This window comes from Ramlibacter cellulosilyticus (assembly GCF_014297465.1).
Lineage (GTDB): Bacteria > Pseudomonadota > Gammaproteobacteria > Burkholderiales > Burkholderiaceae_C > Ramlibacter > Ramlibacter cellulosilyticus.
Genome location: NZ_JACORT010000002.1, coordinates 395002 through 413124 on the forward strand (window position 1 = coordinate 395002; position 18123 = coordinate 413124).

An 18123-nucleotide genomic window follows, 5' to 3' on the forward strand; every position below is an offset into this window, starting at 1 on the left:
CCTCCCGCGGCAGGCGTCCGGCGACCCGCCGGCTCCGCCGCGGTCGTCCCCTGGTTTTGGACCCCTGGAGCCACCGTGTTCATTTCTTCCGCCTACGCCCAGACGGCGCCGGCCGCCGCAGCCGGCGGCGACATGCAGTCCTCCTTCATGAGCCTGCTGCCGCTGGTGCTGATGTTCGTCGTCCTGTACTTCGTGATGATCCGCCCGCAGATGAAGCGGCAGAAGGAACATCGCTCGATGATCGACGCGCTGGCCAAGGGCGACGAGGTCGCCACCGCCGGCGGCCTTGTCGGCAAGGTCACCAAGCTGGGCGACACTTTCCTCGGCGTGGAGATCGCCCCCGGCGTGGAAGTCCAGGTCCAGCGCACCGCCGTCGTGCAGGTGCTGCCCAAGGGCTCCGTCAAGTAAGCCGTGAACCGCTATCCCCTCTGGAAGTACGCGATCCTGCTGGTCGCGTTGCTCGTCGGGGTGCTCTACACCCTGCCCAATTTCTTCGGCGAGGACCCCGCGGTGCAGGTATCGTCCGGCCGCGGCAGCGTGCGCATCGACGCGTCGACCCAGGCGCGCATCGAGCAGGCGCTCGCCCAGGCCGGCATCAAGCCGCTGGGCATCGAGCGTGACCCCGCCTCGGTCAAGGTCCGCCTCGAGAGCACGGACGTCCAGCTCAAGGCCAAGGACGCGATCCAGAAGGCCCTGGCGCCGGACCCGAACGATGCCGCCTACGTGGTCGCGCTCAACCTGCTGTCCAAGACCCCCGAGTGGATGGCGTCCATCAACGCCCGCCCCATGTACCTGGGCCTGGACCTGCGCGGCGGCGTGCACTTCATGCTGCAGGTCGACATGCAGGCGGCCCTGACCAAGAAGGCCGAGTCGTACGCGGGCGACCTGCGCACCGTGCTGCGCGACAAGAACATCCGCCACGCCGGCATCAACCGCAACGGGCAGGCCGTGGAAGTCGCGTTCCGCGATCCCGCGGCGCTGACGGCGGGGCGCGCGGTGCTGGCCGACCAGTTCGCGGACCTTGTGGTGGCCGATCGCGTCAACGGCGACACCACCACGCTCGTGGCCACGCTCAAGCCCGAGGCGGCGCGCCGCGTGCAGGACCAGGCGCTGAAGCAGAACATGGTCACGCTGCACAACCGGATCAACGAGCTGGGCGTGGCCGAGCCGGTGATCCAGCAGCAGGGCGTGGAGCGCATCGTGGTGCAGCTGCCGGGCGTGCAGGACACCTCGCGCGCCAAGGACATCCTGGGCCGCACGGCCACACTGGAAGTCCGCATGGTGGACGAGAGCACCGAAGGCCGCGCCGCCGAAGTCGGCAGCGGCCCCGTGCCTTTCGGCAGCGAGCGCTACCTGGACCGCGAAGGCCGCCCCGTCATCGTCCGCAAGCAGGTGATCCTGACGGGCGAGAACCTCACCGACGCCCAGGCCGGCTTCGACAACCAGACGCAGGAAGCCGCCGTGCACCTGACGCTGGACGCCAAGGGCGCGCGGATCTTCCGCGACGTCACCCGCGAGAACATCGGCAAGCGCATGGCGATCCTGCTGTTCGAGAAGGGCAAGGGCGAGGTCGTGACCGCGCCCGTGATCCGCAGCGAGATCGGCGGCGGCCGCGTGCAGATCTCCGGCCGCATGACGACCGTGGAAGCCAACGACGTGGCGCTGCTGCTGCGCGCCGGCTCGCTGGCCGCGCCCATGGAGATCATCGAGGAGATGACCATCGGCCCGAGCCTCGGCGCCGAGAACATCGCCAAGGGCTTCCACAGCGTGGCCTGGGGCTTCGCCGCGATCTGCGCCTTCATGGTCGTCTACTACATGCTGTTCGGGGTGTTCTCCAGCATCGCACTGGGGGTCAACCTGCTGCTGCTGGTGGCGATCCTGTCCATGCTGCAGGCGACGCTGACGCTGCCCGGCATGGCGGCCATGGCGCTCGCGCTGGGCATGGCCATCGACTCCAACGTGCTGATCAACGAGCGGGTGCGGGAGGAGCTGCGCAACGGCGCCTCCCCGCAGGCGGCCATCCACGCCGGCTACGACCGGGCCTGGGCGACCATCCTGGACTCGAACGTCACCACGCTGATCGCCGGCGTCGCCCTGCTCGCCTTCGGCTCCGGGCCGGTCCGCGGCTTCGCGGTGGTCCACTGCATCGGCATCCTGACCTCCATGTTCTCCGCCGTCTTCTTCTCGCGCGGCCTGGTGAACCTGTGGTACGGCCGTCAGAAGAAGCTGAAGTCCGTCTCCATCGGGACGGTCTGGCGGCCGGAGGCCGATGGCGCTATAACCAAGGCCGAGTAGAAAAACATGCGCACGGCGCCTTGCGCCCAAGCTAAGGACAAGTAGTGGAGTTTTTCAAGATCCGCCGGGACATCCCGTTCATGAAGAACGCGCTGGTGTTCAACGTGATTTCCTTCGTCACGTTCCTCGCCGCGGTGTTCTTCCTCGTGACGCGGGGGCTGCACCTGTCCGTCGAATTCACCGGCGGCACGGTGATGGAGGTGAGCTATTCGCAGCCCGCCGACATCGAGAAGGTCCGCCAGGCCGTCGCCGGCCTGGGCTACGCGGACGTGCAGGTGCAGAACTTCGGCACCGCCCGCGACGTCCTGATCCGCCTTCCGGCGCAGAAAGGCGTCAGTTCCGCGCAACAGAGCGAGCGCACCCTGGCCGCCCTGAAAGCCGGCGATCCGGGCGTCAGCATGCGGCGCGTCGAGTTCGTGGGCCCGCAGGTCGGCGAGGAGCTCGTCTCCAACGGCCTGAAGGCGCTGGCCATGGTGGTCGTGGGCATCATGATCTACCTGGCCGTGCGCTTCGAATGGAAGTTCGCGGTCGCCGCGATCATCGCCAACCTGCACGACGTGATCATCATCCTGGGCTTCTTCGCCTTCTTCCAGTGGGAGTTCTCGCTGGCGGTGCTGGCGGCGGTGCTCGCGGTCCTGGGCTACTCGGTCAACGAGTCGGTGGTGATCTTCGACCGGATCCGCGAGACCTTCCGCCGCCAGCGCAAGATGAGCACGGTGGAGGTCATCGACCACGCGATCACGTCGACGATCAGCCGCACCATCATCACCCACGGCTCCACCCAGATGATGGTGCTGTCGATGCTGCTGTTCGGCGGCGCGACGCTGCACTATTTCGCGATGGCGCTGACGGTCGGCATCCTGTTCGGCATCTATTCGTCGGTGTTCGTGGCGGCGGCCATCGCCATGTGGCTGGGCGTCAAGCGCGAGGACATGGTCAAGGCCACGTCCAGGCGCGAGGGCGACCCGAACGATCCCAACGCCGGCGCCACCGTCTGAGGACCCAGCGCGCATGTCGTCCACGCTCACTCCCGCCTCGGCGCCCCTGGCGCGGCAGGCGCGTGAGCGCTTCGTGGCGCACCTGCAAGGCCTGCTGCCCGAGCTGGGCGAGGCGGTGCGCACCACGCTGGGCGACATGATGAACACCGCGCAGAGCAGCCGCGAGATGCAGCAGCGGCGCGATGCGCTGGTGGAGTTCGAGCAGAACGGCGCCCGCTGGATCGACGCGGTGGGCCGCGCCTGGCGCCGCGCGGTCGTGCCGCCCACCGCCACGTCGCGCGTGCGCATGGAACTGGCCAGCCTGGAGCTGATCGGCGACGACGTGGTGGAGAACAAGATCCTGTCCTCCCGCCTCGCGATGGCGGTGCAGGAAAAGGCGGTCTGGGAGCTGAACGACCTCAAGCTGCGCATCACGCACCTGGAAGGCGGCGAGGAACTCGCCACCGAGGACGTGCTGCGGCCCGAGGCGCTCGCCCAGATGATGGTGGAGCAGTGGTCGGCCACCAAGCTGCCGCGCGAGACCTGGGTCGCGGTGAAGGACGTCATCCAGCAGATGCTCGTGCCCCGGGCGCTCGAGGGCTACCAGCAGGCGAACGAATTCCTGGTCGACAGCGGCGTGCTGCCGCACATCGACCTGCGCGCGCGCGTGCGCCGGCCGGCGGCCGGTCCCGCGCCGACGGCGCGTCCGGAAGCGCGCGCGGGCGGTGGGGGTAGTGGTACCGGCGGCGGCGGCGGTGGATCGGGCGGAGGCCAGGGCGGCGGCGGAGCCGGCGGCTTCGGCGGCGGTGGCTCCGGCGGAAGCGGCACCGGGACCGGCGGTGGCGGCGGTGGCGGCATGGGCGCCGGCAGCGGCGGCGGCGGTGGTGGAAATGGATCCGGCGTGGCCGGTCCGGGCGGCGCCGGTGGCGCGGGCTCGGGCGGCGGCGGCGGTGGCGGTGGCGGCATCGCAGGCGCGCCGGGTGTGGGCGGCGGCGGTGGCGGCGGCGGCGGCTTCGGCGCCAGCAGCTTCGGTCCCGCCACGGCGCAAGGCGGTGCCGGCGGTGGTGGGGGAGGCGGCGGCGCCGGTGGCGGCGCGATGTCCGACTCGTTCTTCTCGCCCGCGGCCGTCATGAACGGCGGCGACGGCACGGCCTCCACCCCGCTCGCGCGCGCGAAGCAGCGCGCGACCGGCGTGCTCGGACAGATCAAGCGCCTGCTGCGCGACAAGGTCGGCGTGCCCGAAGGCGGCACGCCCACGCCGCCCTCCGCATCGCTGGTGGCCGCGGTGACGCACCACGCGACGCAGGTGCAGACGCAGGTGCAGACCCGCGTCAACGAGGCCATGACCGTCGGCGACATCGTCATCTTCGACGACGACGCCGTGGAGCAGGTGGCGCTGGACCTGCGCCACCGCTCGCAGGAACTGAAGCAGAAGGCGGCCAGCTCCAACGAGAAGGCCACCATCGAGATCGTGGCGCTCATGTTCCAGGCCATCCTGGCCGAGGAACGCATCCCGCCGGCCGTGCGCGTGTGGTTCGCGCGGCTGCAGATGCCGGTGCTGCGCGTGGCCCTGCAGGAACCCGAATTCTTCGGCTCGCTGGAGCACCCGGCGCGCCAGCTGATCGACCGCATGGGCTCCTGCGTGCTCGGCTTCGATTCCACCGCCATCTCCGGCAGCGCGCTGGAGACGGAGATCCGCCGCGTGGTGCAGGTGATCGAGCAGTACCCCGAGACCGGCCGGCGCGTGTTCCAGCTGGTCTACGACGAGTTCCAGCGCTTCCTCTCGCGCTTCCTCACCGAGAAGGGCCCGACGCAGAAGCTGGTGAGCGTCGCGCAGCAGGTGGAGCAGAAGGAAACGATGGCGATCCAGTACACCATCGAGCTGCGCAAGATGCTCGCGGACGTGCCGGTGCGCGACGAGATCCGCGAGTTCCTGTTCAAGGTCTGGGCCGAGGTGCTGGCCGTGGCCGGCGTGAAGAACGGCCCGCAGCACGAGGAGACGCTGGCGCTGAAGAAGTCCGCCAGCGACCTGGTGTGGGCCGCCAGCGCCAAGCCGAACCGCCACGACCGCGCCAAGGTGATCCAGGACCTGCCGGACCTCTTGGCCCGCCTGCGCCGCGGCATGACCCTGCTGGGGCTGGAGCCCTCGGAGCAGGAGAACCACATCAAGGTGATCGGCGACACCCTCGCGGACGCCTTCCTGTCCAAGACCGAGGCCATCCCGCACGCGCGCATCGAGGAGATGACGCGGCGCCTGGCCAACCTCGAGGACTTCGTCTCCGACGACGACGCGGGCGAGCTGCCGCTGGACCAGGAAAGCATCGAGATGATGCTGGGCATCGACGCCTCGATGATCGAGGTGATCAGCACCGGCGGCTCGCAGCCCAATGCCGCCAACACCGCGTGGGCCAACGAGCTGCAGCTCGGCAACTGGTTCACGCTGGACCACAACGGCCGCGTGTCGCAGGTGCAGTACGCCTGGTGCAGCGACCGCCGCCAGCTGCACCTGTTCGCGGCGGGCGACGGCTACTGCTTCCTGGTGCCGCTGCGCCGGCTGGCGTCCTACCTGCAGGCGGGGCTGCTCGTGCCGACCGAGGAAGAAGCGCTCACGGTGCGCGCCACGCGGGATGCGCTGGCGAAGCTGGATGCGAATCCGGAGCGGTTGTTGTCGTGAGGCGGTCGTGCTGGGGTGCGCTTCGCGCAACCCAGCCTACAGGGGAACGGGCCTCGGGGTTTTCGTAGGCTGGGTTGCCGAAGGCACCCCAGCTTTCCCCGCCCGCCTCAATGCGCCAGCCGCCCCTCGCTGTCGTCGCACAGCTCATCCAGCACCAGCGCATCCGGCTCGATGCTGAACCGCCAGTAGACCATCAGCACGATGATCTTCAGCTGGTCCAGCGACACCGGGTCGCCCGCCGTCGCCATCGCGCGGTCCACCACGATCTCGCGCAGGGCCGGAGGCAGGACGCCGGAGCCTTCCAGGAAGCTGATGAACCCCAGGCACGGGGCGCCGAGGTGGTCCTGCTCCGCGATCGAGTAGACGCGCATGCTCGCGTCGCTCGGCTGCGGGGTCCAGTCCGTCTCGGAGTCCGCGGGCACGAGGATGTTCTCCGCCGCGGAGTTGAGGCCGTCGAGCCACACGAGCGCGTCGTGGATCTCGTCGGGTTCGAAGCCATGGGCGCTCAACTTGCGTTCGAGCTGGTGGAGCTCGGGGCACGCGTCGCCGCGCCAGTAGTTCTCGTAAACGTACACCAGCACTTCAAACATGAACGCCAATGGTGCACGGGTTGGCGGGACCCGCAAAGCCTTTTTTCGGCCCTGTTGCGGCCGGGCGTCAGGCTTTACCGAGGCGCTGGAACAGGCCGCCAGGCAGGCGCGCGACCTGGCCGGCGAGTTCCAGCTCCAGCAATTGCGCCTGCAGCAGCGGCGCGGGGATGCCGGTGCGCGCGATCAGCGCATCGAGGCCGACGGGGTCGTGCCCCAGCGCCTCCAGCAAGGCGCTGCCCTCGCCTTCCGCTTCCTCCGGCGGCGTCGGGGCCGGCGGGCCGGGCAGCACCAGCCGCAGGTCCTCCAGCACGTCCTGCGCGCTTTCCACCAGCTTGGCGCCCTGGCGCAGCAGGACGTGGCAACCCCGCGACTGCGGCGAATGGATGGACCCCGGGATCGCGAAGACTTCCTTGCCCTGTTCGGACGCGAGGCGGGCGGTGATCAGCGATCCCGACTGCAAGGCCGCTTCCACGACCAGCGTGCCCTGGCTCAAGGCGGCGATCAGGCGGTTGCGGCGCGGGAAGTTGTGCGGCAGCGGCGGCGTGCCGAGCGGGTACTCGCTCACGATCTGCCCTCGGCCCGCAATGGCGTGCGCGAGCTCCAGGTGCTGCCGGGGATAGACGCGATCCAGCCCCGTGCCCACCACCGCGATCGTCGCGATCGCATCCTGCGCGGCGCCGTCCAGCGCCCCCTGGTGGGCGGCGCCGTCGATGCCGAGCGCCAACCCGGAGACGACCGTCACGCGGGCTTCCGCGAAGGCGCGGGCGAAGCGCCGCGCGTTCTGCAGGCCTTGCGGCGTGGGATTGCGGCTGCCGACGATGGCCAGCGACCGCGCCGGCGGCGCCTGCAACACCCCCAGCCGGTACAACATCAACGGCGGGTCTTCGATCGCGAGGAGCGCGCGGGGATAGTCCGGGTCGCCGAGCGTCAGCACCTGCCGGTGCGCGGGGTCTTCGGCGAGCCAGTCGAGCGTGGCATCGAGCCGCTGGGCCAGGTCCGGCGGCTCCTGGGCCAGGGCATCGGCCGCGGCGCGGTCGACGACCAGCGCGAGCGCGCCCCGGTCCTGCGCAAAGATGGAAGACGGCAGGCCGAACGCCGCGAGCAGCCTGCGGGCCGCGGCGCCGTCCTGCGGGAGGGAGAGCGCGAGGCGCAGCCAGCCGGCCAGCTCGTCGCGCTCCATGCGAAGCGCCTAGCGCCGCGTGGTCGGGTCGGCCACCCGGTCGCCCACCTGCACGGGCTGGGTGACTTCCAGCACGAGGGCGTACGACAGGTTCTGGAAGGTGCGGAACACCATCAGCAGGCCGGCACGCTCGTCGGGCAGCTTGATGCGGGCGAAGTCGCCCTGCATCGAGCGGTCCTGGATCACGGGGCCGGTCTTCTGGATGGCCAGCACCGTGCCGTTGTCCAGGCCCTGCGCCGCGCCGGCGCTCAGCGCCACGACCGAGCTCTGGCCGACCAGGGCCACTGCATCGCCGTACACGGAGACGATCACGGCGTCGACCGGCACGATGGGCGCGTGCGGCACGTAGCTTTCCATCTGGCGCGGCGGCATGGGCAGCAGCCGGTCGCCGATGCGCATCTCTTCCTTGGCGCGCTTGATGTCGATGGTCGCGGGGACGATCGCGGAGGTCGCGCCGGCCGCCACGGGCACCGTCTGCACCGTCTCGCTGCGCACCAGTTCGGCGGCGCCGAGGTACTTGGCCTCGTAGCCCAGGATGCGGCCGGTCACCGGCTCCCGCAGCGGCACCGCGTTGCGGAAGATGCGGTAGTTCTCCACCACGCGCGGATCCTGTTCGACCAGCGGGGCGCCGCGGCCGCGGGCATAGGCGCGGTCGCCCAGCGTGAGCAGCACCTTGTCCTCGGTCGTCGCGACGATGCGCGGCGCGTTCTCCACTTCCTCGAACGTGTCGACAATGATCGCCTCGTTCAGGAAGGGTTCGATGATGTGCGGGGGCAGCACCGGGATCGACGTGTCGTTCACGCCGGAAATCCGGGTGCGCGGCGAGACGCGCACGGTGCCGGGCGCGTCGCTGCCGGGCGGCGTGGTGCGCAGGCGCGCCATGCCGTCGACCTTCTCCAGGTACAGGGTCTGGCCCGGATAGATCAGGTGCGGGTTGCGGATCGCATCCAGGTTCATGCCCCACAGCTCGGGCCAGCGCCACGGGCTGCGGAGGAACTTGCCGGAGATCGCCCAGAGGGTGTCGCCGCGCACCACGGTGTAGCTGTCCGGCGCGTCGGGCGCGAGCTCGGAGAGCGGGACCCCCGCCTTGGCCACCTGCTCCGCCGTGGAGCGCTGGGCGGGCGTGATGGGATAGTTCTGTGCCTGGGCCGGGATGGACAACCCGCCTCCCACGACCAGGGCCGCGCAGGCGGCTGCGATCGTGCGGGTTGTCAGGCCAAAAGCTGCCTTGGTTGGGGCCATCTCGTTTTCGTCCGCTCTTGACAAGTTGCTGGCGATTCTGGCCTCAAGTCCTTGATCGGGCAATGAATATTGCCCATGTGGGCCGGTGGCAACAGCAAAAGTGGCGGAAAATAGCGACAGAGACACCATCTGTCGTCCATGGCACTCCTTTCGATCCTCACCTATCCCGATCCGCGCCTGCACACGGTAGCGAAACCCGTCCAGGCCGTGGATGCGCGCATCCGCGCCCTCGTCGCCGACATGCTGGAAACCATGTACGACGCGAACGGCATCGGCCTGGCCGCGACCCAGGTCGACGTGCACGAGCGGGTGGTCGTGATCGACGTGTCCGAGGAAAGGAACGAGCCGCTCGTGCTGGTGAATCCCGAGATCGTGTGGGCCAGCGACGAGAAGCAGGTCGGCGACGAAGGCTGCCTGTCGGTGCCCGGCATCTACGACGGCGTCGAGCGCTCCACCCGCATCCGGGTGCGTGCCCTCGACGGCGAGGGCCAGTCGCGCGAGATCGAGGCCGAAGGCCTGCTGGCGGTCTGCATCCAGCACGAGATGGACCACCTGCTCGGCAAGGTCTTCGTCGAATACCTCTCACCATTGAAGAGGAATCGCATCAAGACGAAGATGCTCAAGGCCCGCCGCGACGCCGAGCGGGTCTGAAAGGATCTTCCATGCGTATCGCCGCCCTCGTGGCTGCGGCCGCCCTGCTGGCGGGCTGCGCCCATCCCTGGAATTCCATGAACGTGCCCCCGGGCACGCCGCGTGACCAGGTCATCGCCCACGCCGGCCCGCCCGTGGGGGTGTGGCCGCTGCCGGACGGCGGCCAGCGCCTGCAGTACACGCTGATGCCCATGGGCTATTACGCGTTCATGGTCGACCTCGATCCCGCCGGCCGCGTCGTGAGCACGCGGCAGGTGATGACGCCGCGCGAGTTCCTGCGCATCGAGGACAACCGCTGGACGATGCAGGACGTCCAGCGCGAGTTCGGGCCGCCGGCGCAGGTGGAGGCCGTGGCGAGCTGGAACGGGCCGATCTACCGCTACCGCTGGTACGAGCCCGGCCAGGGTCCGATGTTCTGGTACGTCTACTTCGACCCGCAAGGCGTCGTGCGCAGGGCCCATCCCGCCATCGACCACATCAACGGCAACGATCCCCGGTCCCGTTGATGCGGGTCGCGTTCGCCGGCACGCCCGACTTCGCCCGCGTCGCCCTGGCGCGGCTGCACGCCGCGGGTTTCACGATCCCGCTGGTGCTCACGCAACCGGACCGGCCGGCGGGCCGCGGCATGAAGCTGCAGCCCTCGCCGGTCAAGCAGTTCGCGCTGGAACACGGCATCGCCGTCGCGCAGCCGCGCAGCCTGCGCCTGGACGGCAAGTACCCGGACGAGGCGGCCGCCGCGCGCGAAGCGCTGCTGGCGGCGCAGTGCGACGTGATGGTCGTGGCGGCCTACGGCCTCATCCTGCCGCAGTGGGTGCTCGACCTGCCGCGGCTGGGCTGCCTCAACATCCATGCCTCGCTGCTGCCCCGCTGGCGCGGCGCGGCGCCGATCCACCGCGCCATCGAAGCGGGCGACGCCGAGACCGGCGTCACCATCATGCAGATGGATGCGGGGCTGGATACCGGCGCGATGCTGCTCGTGGAGCGCCTTCCCATCGCGGACGACGACACCACGGCCACGCTGCACGACAAGCTCGCCGCGCTCGGCGGCCGGCTGGTCGTCGAAGCCCTGGAGCTCGCCGCCTGCGGCGGCCTGCAGCCCGTGCCGCAGCCGGAAGAAGGCGTCACCTACGCGCACAAGATCGAGAAGGCCGAGGCCCAGGTGGACTGGTCGCAGCCGGCCGACGCGATCGCGCGGCGCATGCGGGCCTTCGATCCCTTCCCGGGTGTGAGCGCGCAAGTGCGCGGCGAGACGGTGAAGCTGTGGCGCGGACGCGCGCTGATGCAGGGGCGTGGCAGCGTCGCGCCCGGCACCGTGGTCGCGGTGGATGCCAGCGGCATCGGCATCGCCTGCGGTCAGGGCCGCCTCGAAGTCACCGAACTGCAGCGGCCCGGCGGCAAGCGCCTGGCGGCCGCCGATTTCCTGCGCGGCTTCCCCGTCGAGGCCGGCGAGCGTTTCGATTCCTGATGTTCTTCCTGCCCGAGATCCATCGCCATCCCGCGTTCCGCGACGGCATCCGGTCCAGCTCCGGCGTCGCGCCCGGCATCGCCGCCTGGGGGCTGATGACCGGGGTCGCGATGATCAAGTCCGGCATGAGCGTGGTCGAGGCGGTCGCGATGACCTTGTTCGTGTACGCCGGCAGTTCGCAGCTCGCGGCGATCCCGCTGATCGTGGCCGGAGCGCCGGCGTGGGTGGTGTGGGCGACGTCCTTCTGCGTGAACCTGCGCTTCGTCGTGTTCAGCCTGCACCTGCGCGACTACCTCATGCACCTGCCGCGGTGGCGCCGGCTGGCCAACGGATTCCTCACCGCGGACTTGACCTACGCCCTGTTCACCGGGCGGCACCCGGAGCCCGCGCAGGACGCGGCGGGGCGGCTGGAACAGGAAGCCTTCCTCGCCGGCAACTACTTCCTCACCTGGTGCTCGTGGATCGGCGCCAGCCTGGTGGGCATCGCGATCGGCAACGCCATCCCGGCGGAATGGGGCCTGGGCTTCGCCGGCGTGCTGTGCCTGGTGGGCATCGTCTGCTCGCTCGCGAACACGCCGATGCGCCTCATGGCCGCGGCCGTGGCCGGCGTGGCCGCGGTGGCCACCTTCGCGCTGCCCCTGAAGCTGAACGTGGTGGCGGCGATCGCCATCGCGGTGCTGGCCTGCATGGTGGTGGAGAACCGGATGCCGCCGCCGGCGCGGGAGCGGGCGGCATGAGAGCGACCACCGACCTCTGGACGCTGTTCATCATCCTCGGCATGGCCGGCGTGACGGTGCTCACGCGCTGCTTCTTCTTCATCCTGGACCGGCCGTGGACGATGCCGGCCTGGGCGCACCGCGCGCTGCGCTACGCGCCGGTGGCCGCCCTCGCCGGCGTGGTGTTGCCCGAGGTGGTGATGAGCAACGGCCACCTCGTGTCGACCTGGCAGGACGCGCGCCTGTTCGCCGCGGTGGCAGGGGCCGCCGCCTTCTTCTGGCGGCGCAGCGTGCTGGTGACGCTGATCGTGGGGATGGCCGTCTACCTGCCCTTGCACCTGCGCCTGGGCTGGTAGGCGACCGGCAGCGGCGCCGGGTTCCTAGAATGCGGGGTTCCCCTCACCAGCATTCACGATCATGAAAGTCCTGCGCTTCTCCGACCTGTGCGACGAAGGCCGTGCCCGCGGCCGCCGCGTCTTCATCCGTGCCGACCTGAACGTGCCGCAGGACGATGCCGGCAACATCACCGAGGACACCCGCATCCGCGCCTCGGTGCCCTGCATCCAGATGGCGCTCGCGGGCGGTGCCGCGGTGATGGTCACGTCGCATCTTGGCCGCCCCACCGAGGGCGAGCTCAAGCCGGAGGACTCCCTGGCGCCCGTGGCCAGGCGCCTCTCCGAGCTGCTCGGACGCCCGGTGCCGCTGAAGCAGGACTGGGTGGACGGCGTCGACGTGCAGCCCGGCGAAGTCGTGCTGCTGGAGAACTGCCGCGTGAACAAGGGCGAGAAGAAGAACAACCCGGAGCTCGCGCAGAAGATGGCCGCCCTGTGCGACATCTACGTCAACGACGCCTTCGGCACGGCGCACCGCGCGGAAGCGACGACCTACGGGATCGCGGAGTACGCGAAGGTGGCGTGCGCCGGCCCGCTGCTCGCGGCGGAGATCGACGCCATCACCAAGGCGCTCGCGAACCCGAAGCGCCCGCTGGTCGCCATCGTGGCCGGCTCCAAGGTGTCCACCAAGCTCACCATCCTGCAGTCGCTCGCGAAGAACGTCGACCAGCTCGTGGTGGGCGGCGGCATCGCCAACACCTTCATGCTGGCCGCGGGCCTGCCGATCGGGAAGTCGCTGGCCGAAGCCGACCTGGTCGGCGAAGCGAAGGCGGTGATGGAAGCCATGAAGGCGCGCGGCGCGGAAGTGCCGATCCCCACCGACGTCGTCGTGGCGAAGACCTTCGCGGCCGACGCGCCGGCCACGGTGAAGGCGGCGCGCGACGTCGCGGCCGACGACATGATCCTGGACATCGGCCCGGAGACCGCGCGCAGGCTGGCGAAGCAGCTCGAGGCGGCCGGCACCATCGTGTGGAACGGGCCGGTCGGGGTGTTCGAGTTCGACGCCTTCGCGAACGGCACGGAAACGATCGCACGCGCCATCGCCTCTTCGCAGGCGTTCAGCATCGCAGGCGGCGGCGACACGCTGGCGGCGATCGCCAAGTACGGCATCGAGCAGGACGTGGGTTACATCTCCACGGGCGGCGGCGCCTTCCTGGAAGTGCTGGAAGGCAGGAAGCTGCCGGCCTTCGAGATCCTGGAAAAGCGCGCGGCCGCGTGACCCCCTTAGGGAATTGGCTGACCTGCTTACAGATGTTTACGCCTTGTAGGCTTCGGTAGCACTTGGGAGACTGCGGGCTCAACAAGGAGTGGGAGCCCCATGCAGTACGAGGATCCGAGCTTTTTGCTCGATGCGCTGTCGCAGCGCATGTTGCGCCACCTGCCCGCCAGCGCCTGGCGGAAGGTGTTCCTGAAGCCAGTGGACGAGGTCATGCACTTCACGACCGTCCACGGCACCTTCCTGGCGGCCGCGGCGCCCGGCCCGGCCTGGACCGGGGCGGCGCAGCGCGACCTGGAGTTCCTCGCCCGCTCGCACGGCGGCGAGATCGACCCGTGCCCGCACGACGCGGCGCTGGTCAGCTTCGACGACCCGCACCACGCGCTCGCGATGGCGATCGAGCTGCAGCAGGCCGTGGGCGAGGTGCGCTGGCAGGTCGGCATCGCGACCGGCGAATGCACGCTCGCGACGCTGCAGATGGAGGGCACCTCGCTGCCGGTGCTGGTGGGCGGCGCGGTGGACCGCGTCGAGACCCTCACCCGTCACGCCACCGCGGGCAGCATCCGCCTCGCGCCCGAGACCTTCGAGCTGCTGCACGACGCGGTGGTGCGGATCGCGGGTTGTATGGTGATGACGGAATACGACGGCGACGAGCCGGGCGTCACCTCGCTCACGCTCGCGCCCCGCTCGAATGCCTTCCTGAGCACCTTCGCGGGGCTGGGCCTCACGTGAGCGCGGGGCTGGTGGCGCGGCCCGCGTAGTCCGTCCAGCAGCTGCGCGCGAAGTCGTACAGCTTGCAGCGGCGCGCGGTGTCGAAGTACCAGCGCCAGGAGAAGTCCTGGACGATGATGCGCCCCGGCAGCATCTCCTCCAGCTTCGCCTGCGCCTGCTTCAGGCGGTACAGCGGGATCGTCATGTCCACGTGGTGCGCCGTGTGCTCCATGATGTGGTGCATGGCGCCGCCGAGCCGCAGCGGGAAGCGCAGGTGCACGGTGGTGGACACGAAGGGCTGCGCGCGCGACCACTCGCCGCGCTCCGCATGCCAGTGCACCTCGGTGTGCGTGTGGTGCACGTACACGACGAAGCCGATCATCGCCGTCCAGAACAGGAAGGGCGCGAGGAAGCCCGTGAGCAGCACGGACGCGAGATCGCGGTCCGTGAAAGCCGCGACGGCGACCAGCGAGCCGATCCACGCGAGGGCGAACGCGGACACCAGCAGGTTGTCCAGCAGGAACACGCGGCGGCGCGTGGGCATCTGCCGGCGGCTGGGGAAGAACATGCGCTTCCACCAGATCTCCACCAGGTAATAGAGGCCCGGCGCCCAGCCGCTGCGGTAGATGCGGTCCAGCGCCTTCTGCACGGGCGTGAGCGCGGCGTATTCCTCCGCGGTGTGCGGCGCCCACACGAAGTCGAAGCCCTTCAGGTTGGTGTAGCCGTGGTGCACCACGTTGTGCCCGACTTCCCACAGCGAGTACGGCGTGAGCGAGGGCAGGAAGGCGATGCGTCCCAGCCAGTGGTTCAGGCGCCGGTGCGGCGTGAGGCTCTGGTGGCAGGCATCGTGGCCGATGATGAAGAGCCGTCCGGTGACGAAGCCCGCCGCCAGCCCGCAGGCGAGGCGGGCCCACAGGGGATCGAGCAGCACGGCGCCGGCGAAGGCGGCGAGCAGCAAGGCGTAGTCGAACGCGAGCAGCAGGACGGGAAGGAGCGTGGTGCGCGCGGCGAGCGGCAGCAGCCACTGCCGGATCTCCTTGCGGTGCGGCAGGTCCGCCGCGCGGGGAATGGGAGTGGAGGACAGGGTCATGGACCGGCCATGCTAGGCGGCAGGTGCACGGCCGTCGCTGATGTTCGTCAAAGGAAGTGCGCGGTAACCGGGCCGTAACCGCTTCGTGTGAGAATCGGAAACCAAGTTACAAGGAGCACCTCGCCCATGGCCCGTCGCGCCACCAAGATCGTCGCCACCCTCGGCCCCGCGTCCAGCGAGCCGGCCGTCCTCGAGCGCATGATCCGCGCGGGCGTGAACGTCGTGCGCCTGAATTTCAGCCACGGCACGGCGCAGGACCACATCGACCGCGCGAGCCTGGTGCGGCAAGTGGCGCAGGGTGCCGGCCGCGAAGTCGCGATCATGGCGGACCTGCAGGGCCCGAAGATCCGCGTCGGCAAGTTCGCCGAAGGCAAGGTGCACCTCGATCCCGGCGCGAAGTTCGTGCTGGATGCGGGGCGCACGGAGCCGGGAGACGTCCATGGCGTGGGCCTCGACTACAAGGAGCTGCCGCGCGACGTGAAGCCGGGCGACACGCTGCTGCTGAACGACGGCCTGATCGTGCTGACGGTCGACGGCGTGAAGGGCGACCAGATCCGCACCAGCGTGAAGCTCGGCGGCGTGCTCTCCAACAACAAGGGCATCAACAAGCAGGGCGGCGGCCTCACCGCGCCGGCGCTGACGGCCAAGGACATGGAAGACATCCGCACGGCCATGAGCTTCCAGGCCGACTACGTGGCGGTGAGCTTCCCCAAGAGCGCGACCGACATGGAGATGGCGCGCCAGCTGTGCAACGTGGCCGCGGCGGAGTTCCGCCACAAGCCGGCGCTGATCGCCAAGATCGAGCGGGCCGAAGCGATCCCCAACCTCGAACAGATCCTCAAGGCGAGCGACGCGATCATGGTGGCGCGCGGCGACCTTGCGGTGGAAGTGGGCAACGCCGCCGTGCCCGCGCTGCAGAAGCGCATGATCCGGCTCGCGCGCGAACACGACAAGGTCGTGATCACGGCGACGCAGATGATGGAGTCGATGATCGCCGCGCCGGTGCCCACGCGCGCCGAGGTGAGCGACGTGGCGAACGCGGTGCTCGATGGCACCGACGCCGTGATGACCAGCGCGGAGACCGCGACCGGCAAGTACCCGGTGGAAGTCGTGCAGCAGATGGCCGCGATCTGCGCCGAGGCCGAGATGGCCGAGGACGTGCGCCTCGACGCCGACTTCACGGGCATGGCCTTCTCGCGCATCGACCAGTCCATCGCGATGGGCGCGCTGTTCACGGCCTACCACCTGGGCTGCAAGGCGATCGTCGCGCTGACCGACTCGGGCTCCACCGCGCTGTGGATGAGCCGGCACCGCATCCACATCCCCATCTATGCGCTGACCCCGCGCCTCGTGACGCAGCGTCGCATGGCGCTGTACCGCAACGTGCGCCCGCTGCTCATGGACCAGAGCGCCGACCGCGACACGGCACTGGCCGAAGCCGAAGCCCACCTCAAGAGCCGCGGCATCGTGAGCTCCGGCGACATCTACGCGATCACCTGCGGCGAACCCATGGGCGCCCCCGGCGGGACGAACATGCTGAAGATCGTGCGAGCGAGCTGAAGAAGACGGGGAAGGAACGCAGAGGTCGCAGAGGTTTCGCAGAGGACGCAGAGAAGGCAATCCTTCTGGTTTTCCTCTGCGACCTCCGCGTCATCTCTGCGCCCTCTGCGTTCGGCTGTCCGTTCCCGTTCCCGTTCCCGCTCCCGTTCCCGCTCCCGTTCCAGCCCCTCTCCCCAGCCTCAGCCGGTAGAATCGGCAGGAGTTACGGCGCGGTTACGCCAACCGTGCCATTCCTCCGTCGTACCTCCCAGGAATTGCCATGCCTCTCGTTTCCATGCGCGAACTGCTGGACCACGCCGCCGCCAATGGCTACGGCATCCCGGCTTTCAACGTCAACAACCTCGAACAGGTCCAGGCGGTGATGGAAGCCGCGAAGGAAGTGAACGCGCCCGTCATCCTGCAGGCGAGCGCGGGTGCCCGCAAGTACGCCGGCGAGTCCTTCATCAAGCACCTGATCTCCGCGGCGATCGAGGCCTATCCGAAGATCCCGCTGGTCATGCACCAGGACCACGGCCAGAGCCCCGACGTGTGCCGCGGCGCCATCGACCTGGGCTTCTCCTCCGTGATGATGGACGGCTCGCTGGAAGCCGACGGCAAGACCATCGCCAGCTACGACTACAACGTCGACGTGACGCGCAAGGTCGTCGACATGGCGCACCGCACCGGCGTGACCGTCGAGGGCGAGCTCGGCTGCCTCGGCTCCCTGGAGACGATGCGCGGCGACAAGGAAGACGGCCACGGCACCGACGCGACGATGACGCGGGACCAGCTGCTGACCGACCCCGAGCAGGCCGCCGACTTCATCAAGAAGACCCAGGTGGACGCGCTGGCCATCGCCATCGGCACCAGCCACGGCGCCTACAAGTTCACGCGCAAGCCCACGGGCGACATCCTGGCGATCGACCGCATCAAGGAAATCCACCGCCGCATCCCCAACACGCACCTGGTGATGCACGGCTCGTCCTCCGTGCCGCAGGACCTGCTGGCCATCATCCGCCAGTACGGCGGCAACATGAAGGAAACGTACGGCGTGCCGGTGGAGGAGATCCAGGAAGCCATCAAGCACGGCGTGCGCAAGATCAACATCGACACCGACATCCGCCTCGCGATGACGGGCGCGGTGCGCAAGTTCATGGCCGAGAACCCGGAGAAGTTCGACATGCGCGAGTGGATGAAGCCCGCGCGCGAGGCCGCCAAGCAGATCTGCAAGCAGCGCTACGTCGAGTTCGGCTGCGAAGGCCAGGCCGGCAAGATCAAGGGCGACTCGCTGCAGGTGGTCGCGGCCCGGTATACGAAGGGCGAGCTCGCCCAGGTCGTGAACTGAGCCCGTTTCCACCCTTGCGATAATCGACGGCCCGCCCCCG

Annotated in this window: 17 protein-coding genes; 13 read left to right on the top strand and 4 right to left on the bottom strand. The window is 69.5% G+C overall.

Going from position 1 to position 18123, the window contains the following annotated elements:
• Positions 1-75 precede the first annotated feature (75 nt).
• Genes yajC through H8N03_RS07710 form a run of 4 tightly spaced genes read left to right on the top strand, consistent with a single transcriptional unit; the run spans position 76 to position 5946 of the window.
• Positions 76-408, top strand: coding sequence for a preprotein translocase subunit YajC (yajC, locus tag H8N03_RS26265; protein WP_187075568.1), 333 nt, complete (start codon positions 76-78; stop codon positions 406-408).
• Positions 409-411: 3 nt separating this feature from the next.
• Positions 412-2295 carry a protein translocase subunit SecD gene (secD, locus tag H8N03_RS07700; protein ID WP_187075569.1) on the top strand — a complete coding sequence of 628 codons (1884 nt, stop codon included), beginning with the start codon at positions 412-414 and terminating at the stop codon, positions 2293-2295.
• A 44-nt stretch (positions 2296-2339) separates the two neighbouring features.
• Entirely contained in the window at positions 2340-3293 is a 954-nt protein-coding gene (gene secF, locus H8N03_RS07705) for a protein translocase subunit SecF (protein ID WP_187075570.1), read from the top strand.
• A 13-nt stretch (positions 3294-3306) separates the two neighbouring features.
• Positions 3307-5946, top strand: coding sequence for a DUF1631 family protein (locus H8N03_RS07710; RefSeq protein WP_187075571.1), 2640 nt, complete (start codon positions 3307-3309; stop codon positions 5944-5946).
• Positions 5947-6053: 107 nt separating this feature from the next.
• Here the strand turns inward: H8N03_RS07710 and H8N03_RS07715 are convergent, their stop codons facing one another.
• From H8N03_RS07715 to H8N03_RS07725, 3 genes are all read right to left on the bottom strand, one after another.
• Entirely contained in the window at positions 6054-6536 is a 483-nt protein-coding gene (locus H8N03_RS07715) for a Smg family protein (protein WP_187075572.1), read from the bottom strand.
• 67 nt (positions 6537-6603) lie between these two features.
• Entirely contained in the window at positions 6604-7716 is a 1113-nt protein-coding gene (gene dprA, locus H8N03_RS07720) for a DNA-processing protein DprA (RefSeq protein WP_187075573.1), read from the bottom strand.
• Between the two features lie 9 nt (positions 7717-7725).
• Positions 7726-8958, bottom strand: a complete 1233-nt coding sequence (locus tag H8N03_RS07725) for a LysM peptidoglycan-binding domain-containing protein (RefSeq protein WP_187075574.1) — start codon at positions 8956-8958, stop codon at positions 7726-7728.
• A 138-nt stretch (positions 8959-9096) separates the two neighbouring features.
• Here H8N03_RS07725 and def point away from each other — a divergent pair, with 138 nt between their 5' ends.
• The 7 genes from def to H8N03_RS07760 all read left to right on the top strand — a co-directional run bounded on the left by def (position 9097) and on the right by H8N03_RS07760 (position 14130).
• Positions 9097-9609 (top strand): peptide deformylase, encoded by a 513-nt coding sequence (gene def, locus H8N03_RS07730; RefSeq protein WP_187075575.1) that lies wholly within the window; start codon positions 9097-9099, stop codon positions 9607-9609.
• An 11-nt stretch (positions 9610-9620) separates the two neighbouring features.
• A complete protein-coding gene (locus tag H8N03_RS07735; protein WP_187075576.1) occupies positions 9621-10115 on the top strand; it encodes a hypothetical protein in 495 nt (164 codons plus the stop codon).
• Complete coding sequence (gene fmt, locus H8N03_RS07740) at positions 10115-11074, top strand: methionyl-tRNA formyltransferase (RefSeq protein WP_187075577.1); 960 nt, start codon at positions 10115-10117, stop codon at positions 11072-11074. The genes H8N03_RS07735 and fmt overlap by 1 nt, the downstream gene beginning before the upstream one ends.
• On the top strand, positions 11074-11811 hold the full coding sequence (locus H8N03_RS07745; protein WP_187075578.1) for an AzlC family ABC transporter permease: 738 nt from the start codon (positions 11074-11076) through the stop codon (positions 11809-11811). The genes fmt and H8N03_RS07745 overlap by 1 nt, the downstream gene beginning before the upstream one ends.
• Positions 11808-12146, top strand: coding sequence for an AzlD domain-containing protein (locus H8N03_RS07750; protein ID WP_187075579.1), 339 nt, complete (start codon positions 11808-11810; stop codon positions 12144-12146). The genes H8N03_RS07745 and H8N03_RS07750 overlap by 4 nt, the downstream gene beginning before the upstream one ends.
• Positions 12147-12207: 61 nt before the next feature.
• Complete coding sequence (locus H8N03_RS07755; protein WP_187075580.1) at positions 12208-13401, top strand: phosphoglycerate kinase; 1194 nt, start codon at positions 12208-12210, stop codon at positions 13399-13401.
• A gap of 99 nt (positions 13402-13500) precedes the next feature.
• A complete protein-coding gene (locus H8N03_RS07760; protein WP_187075581.1) occupies positions 13501-14130 on the top strand; it encodes a hypothetical protein in 630 nt (209 codons plus the stop codon).
• Here the strand turns inward: H8N03_RS07760 and H8N03_RS07765 are convergent.
• Positions 14123-15199, bottom strand: coding sequence for a fatty acid desaturase (locus H8N03_RS07765; protein ID WP_187075582.1), 1077 nt, complete (start codon positions 15197-15199; stop codon positions 14123-14125). The genes H8N03_RS07760 and H8N03_RS07765 overlap by 8 nt on opposite strands.
• Positions 15200-15325: 126 nt before the next feature.
• On the opposite strand from H8N03_RS07765, the gene pyk reads away from it, so the two are divergent.
• Positions 15326-16759, top strand: coding sequence for a pyruvate kinase (gene pyk, locus H8N03_RS07770; RefSeq protein WP_187075583.1), 1434 nt, complete (start codon positions 15326-15328; stop codon positions 16757-16759).
• 259 nt (positions 16760-17018) lie between these two features.
• Entirely contained in the window at positions 17019-18083 is a 1065-nt protein-coding gene (fba, locus tag H8N03_RS07775; protein ID WP_187075584.1) for a class II fructose-bisphosphate aldolase, read from the top strand.
• Positions 18084-18123: the final 40 nt, after the last annotated feature.

What these genes read in the sequence shown, in the direction of transcription:
- H8N03_RS07755 (WP_187075580.1), top strand. Translation starts at nt 12,208, where the DNA reads ATGAAAGTCCTGCGCTTCTCCGACCTGTGCGACGAAGGCCGTGCCCGC.
- dprA (WP_187075573.1), bottom strand. Translation starts at nt 7,716, where the DNA reads ATGGAGCGCGACGAGCTGGCCGGCTGGCTGCGCCTCGCGCTCTCCCTC.
- H8N03_RS07745 (WP_187075578.1), top strand. Translation starts at nt 11,074, where the DNA reads ATGTTCTTCCTGCCCGAGATCCATCGCCATCCCGCGTTCCGCGACGGC.
- H8N03_RS07725 (WP_187075574.1), bottom strand. Translation starts at nt 8,958, where the DNA reads ATGGCCCCAACCAAGGCAGCTTTTGGCCTGACAACCCGCACGATCGCA.
- H8N03_RS07760 (WP_187075581.1), top strand. Translation starts at nt 13,501, where the DNA reads ATGCAGTACGAGGATCCGAGCTTTTTGCTCGATGCGCTGTCGCAGCGC.
- def (WP_187075575.1), top strand. Translation starts at nt 9,097, where the DNA reads ATGGCACTCCTTTCGATCCTCACCTATCCCGATCCGCGCCTGCACACG.
- fmt (WP_187075577.1), top strand. Translation starts at nt 10,115, where the DNA reads ATGCGGGTCGCGTTCGCCGGCACGCCCGACTTCGCCCGCGTCGCCCTG.
- H8N03_RS07715 (WP_187075572.1), bottom strand. Translation starts at nt 6,536, where the DNA reads ATGTTTGAAGTGCTGGTGTACGTTTACGAGAACTACTGGCGCGGCGAC.
- H8N03_RS07750 (WP_187075579.1), top strand. Translation starts at nt 11,808, where the DNA reads ATGAGAGCGACCACCGACCTCTGGACGCTGTTCATCATCCTCGGCATG.
- fba (WP_187075584.1), top strand. Translation starts at nt 17,019, where the DNA reads ATGCCTCTCGTTTCCATGCGCGAACTGCTGGACCACGCCGCCGCCAAT.
- H8N03_RS07710 (WP_187075571.1), top strand. Translation starts at nt 3,307, where the DNA reads ATGTCGTCCACGCTCACTCCCGCCTCGGCGCCCCTGGCGCGGCAGGCG.
- H8N03_RS07765 (WP_187075582.1), bottom strand. Translation starts at nt 15,199, where the DNA reads ATGACCCTGTCCTCCACTCCCATTCCCCGCGCGGCGGACCTGCCGCAC.
- H8N03_RS07735 (WP_187075576.1), top strand. Translation starts at nt 9,621, where the DNA reads ATGCGTATCGCCGCCCTCGTGGCTGCGGCCGCCCTGCTGGCGGGCTGC.
- pyk (WP_187075583.1), top strand. Translation starts at nt 15,326, where the DNA reads ATGGCCCGTCGCGCCACCAAGATCGTCGCCACCCTCGGCCCCGCGTCC.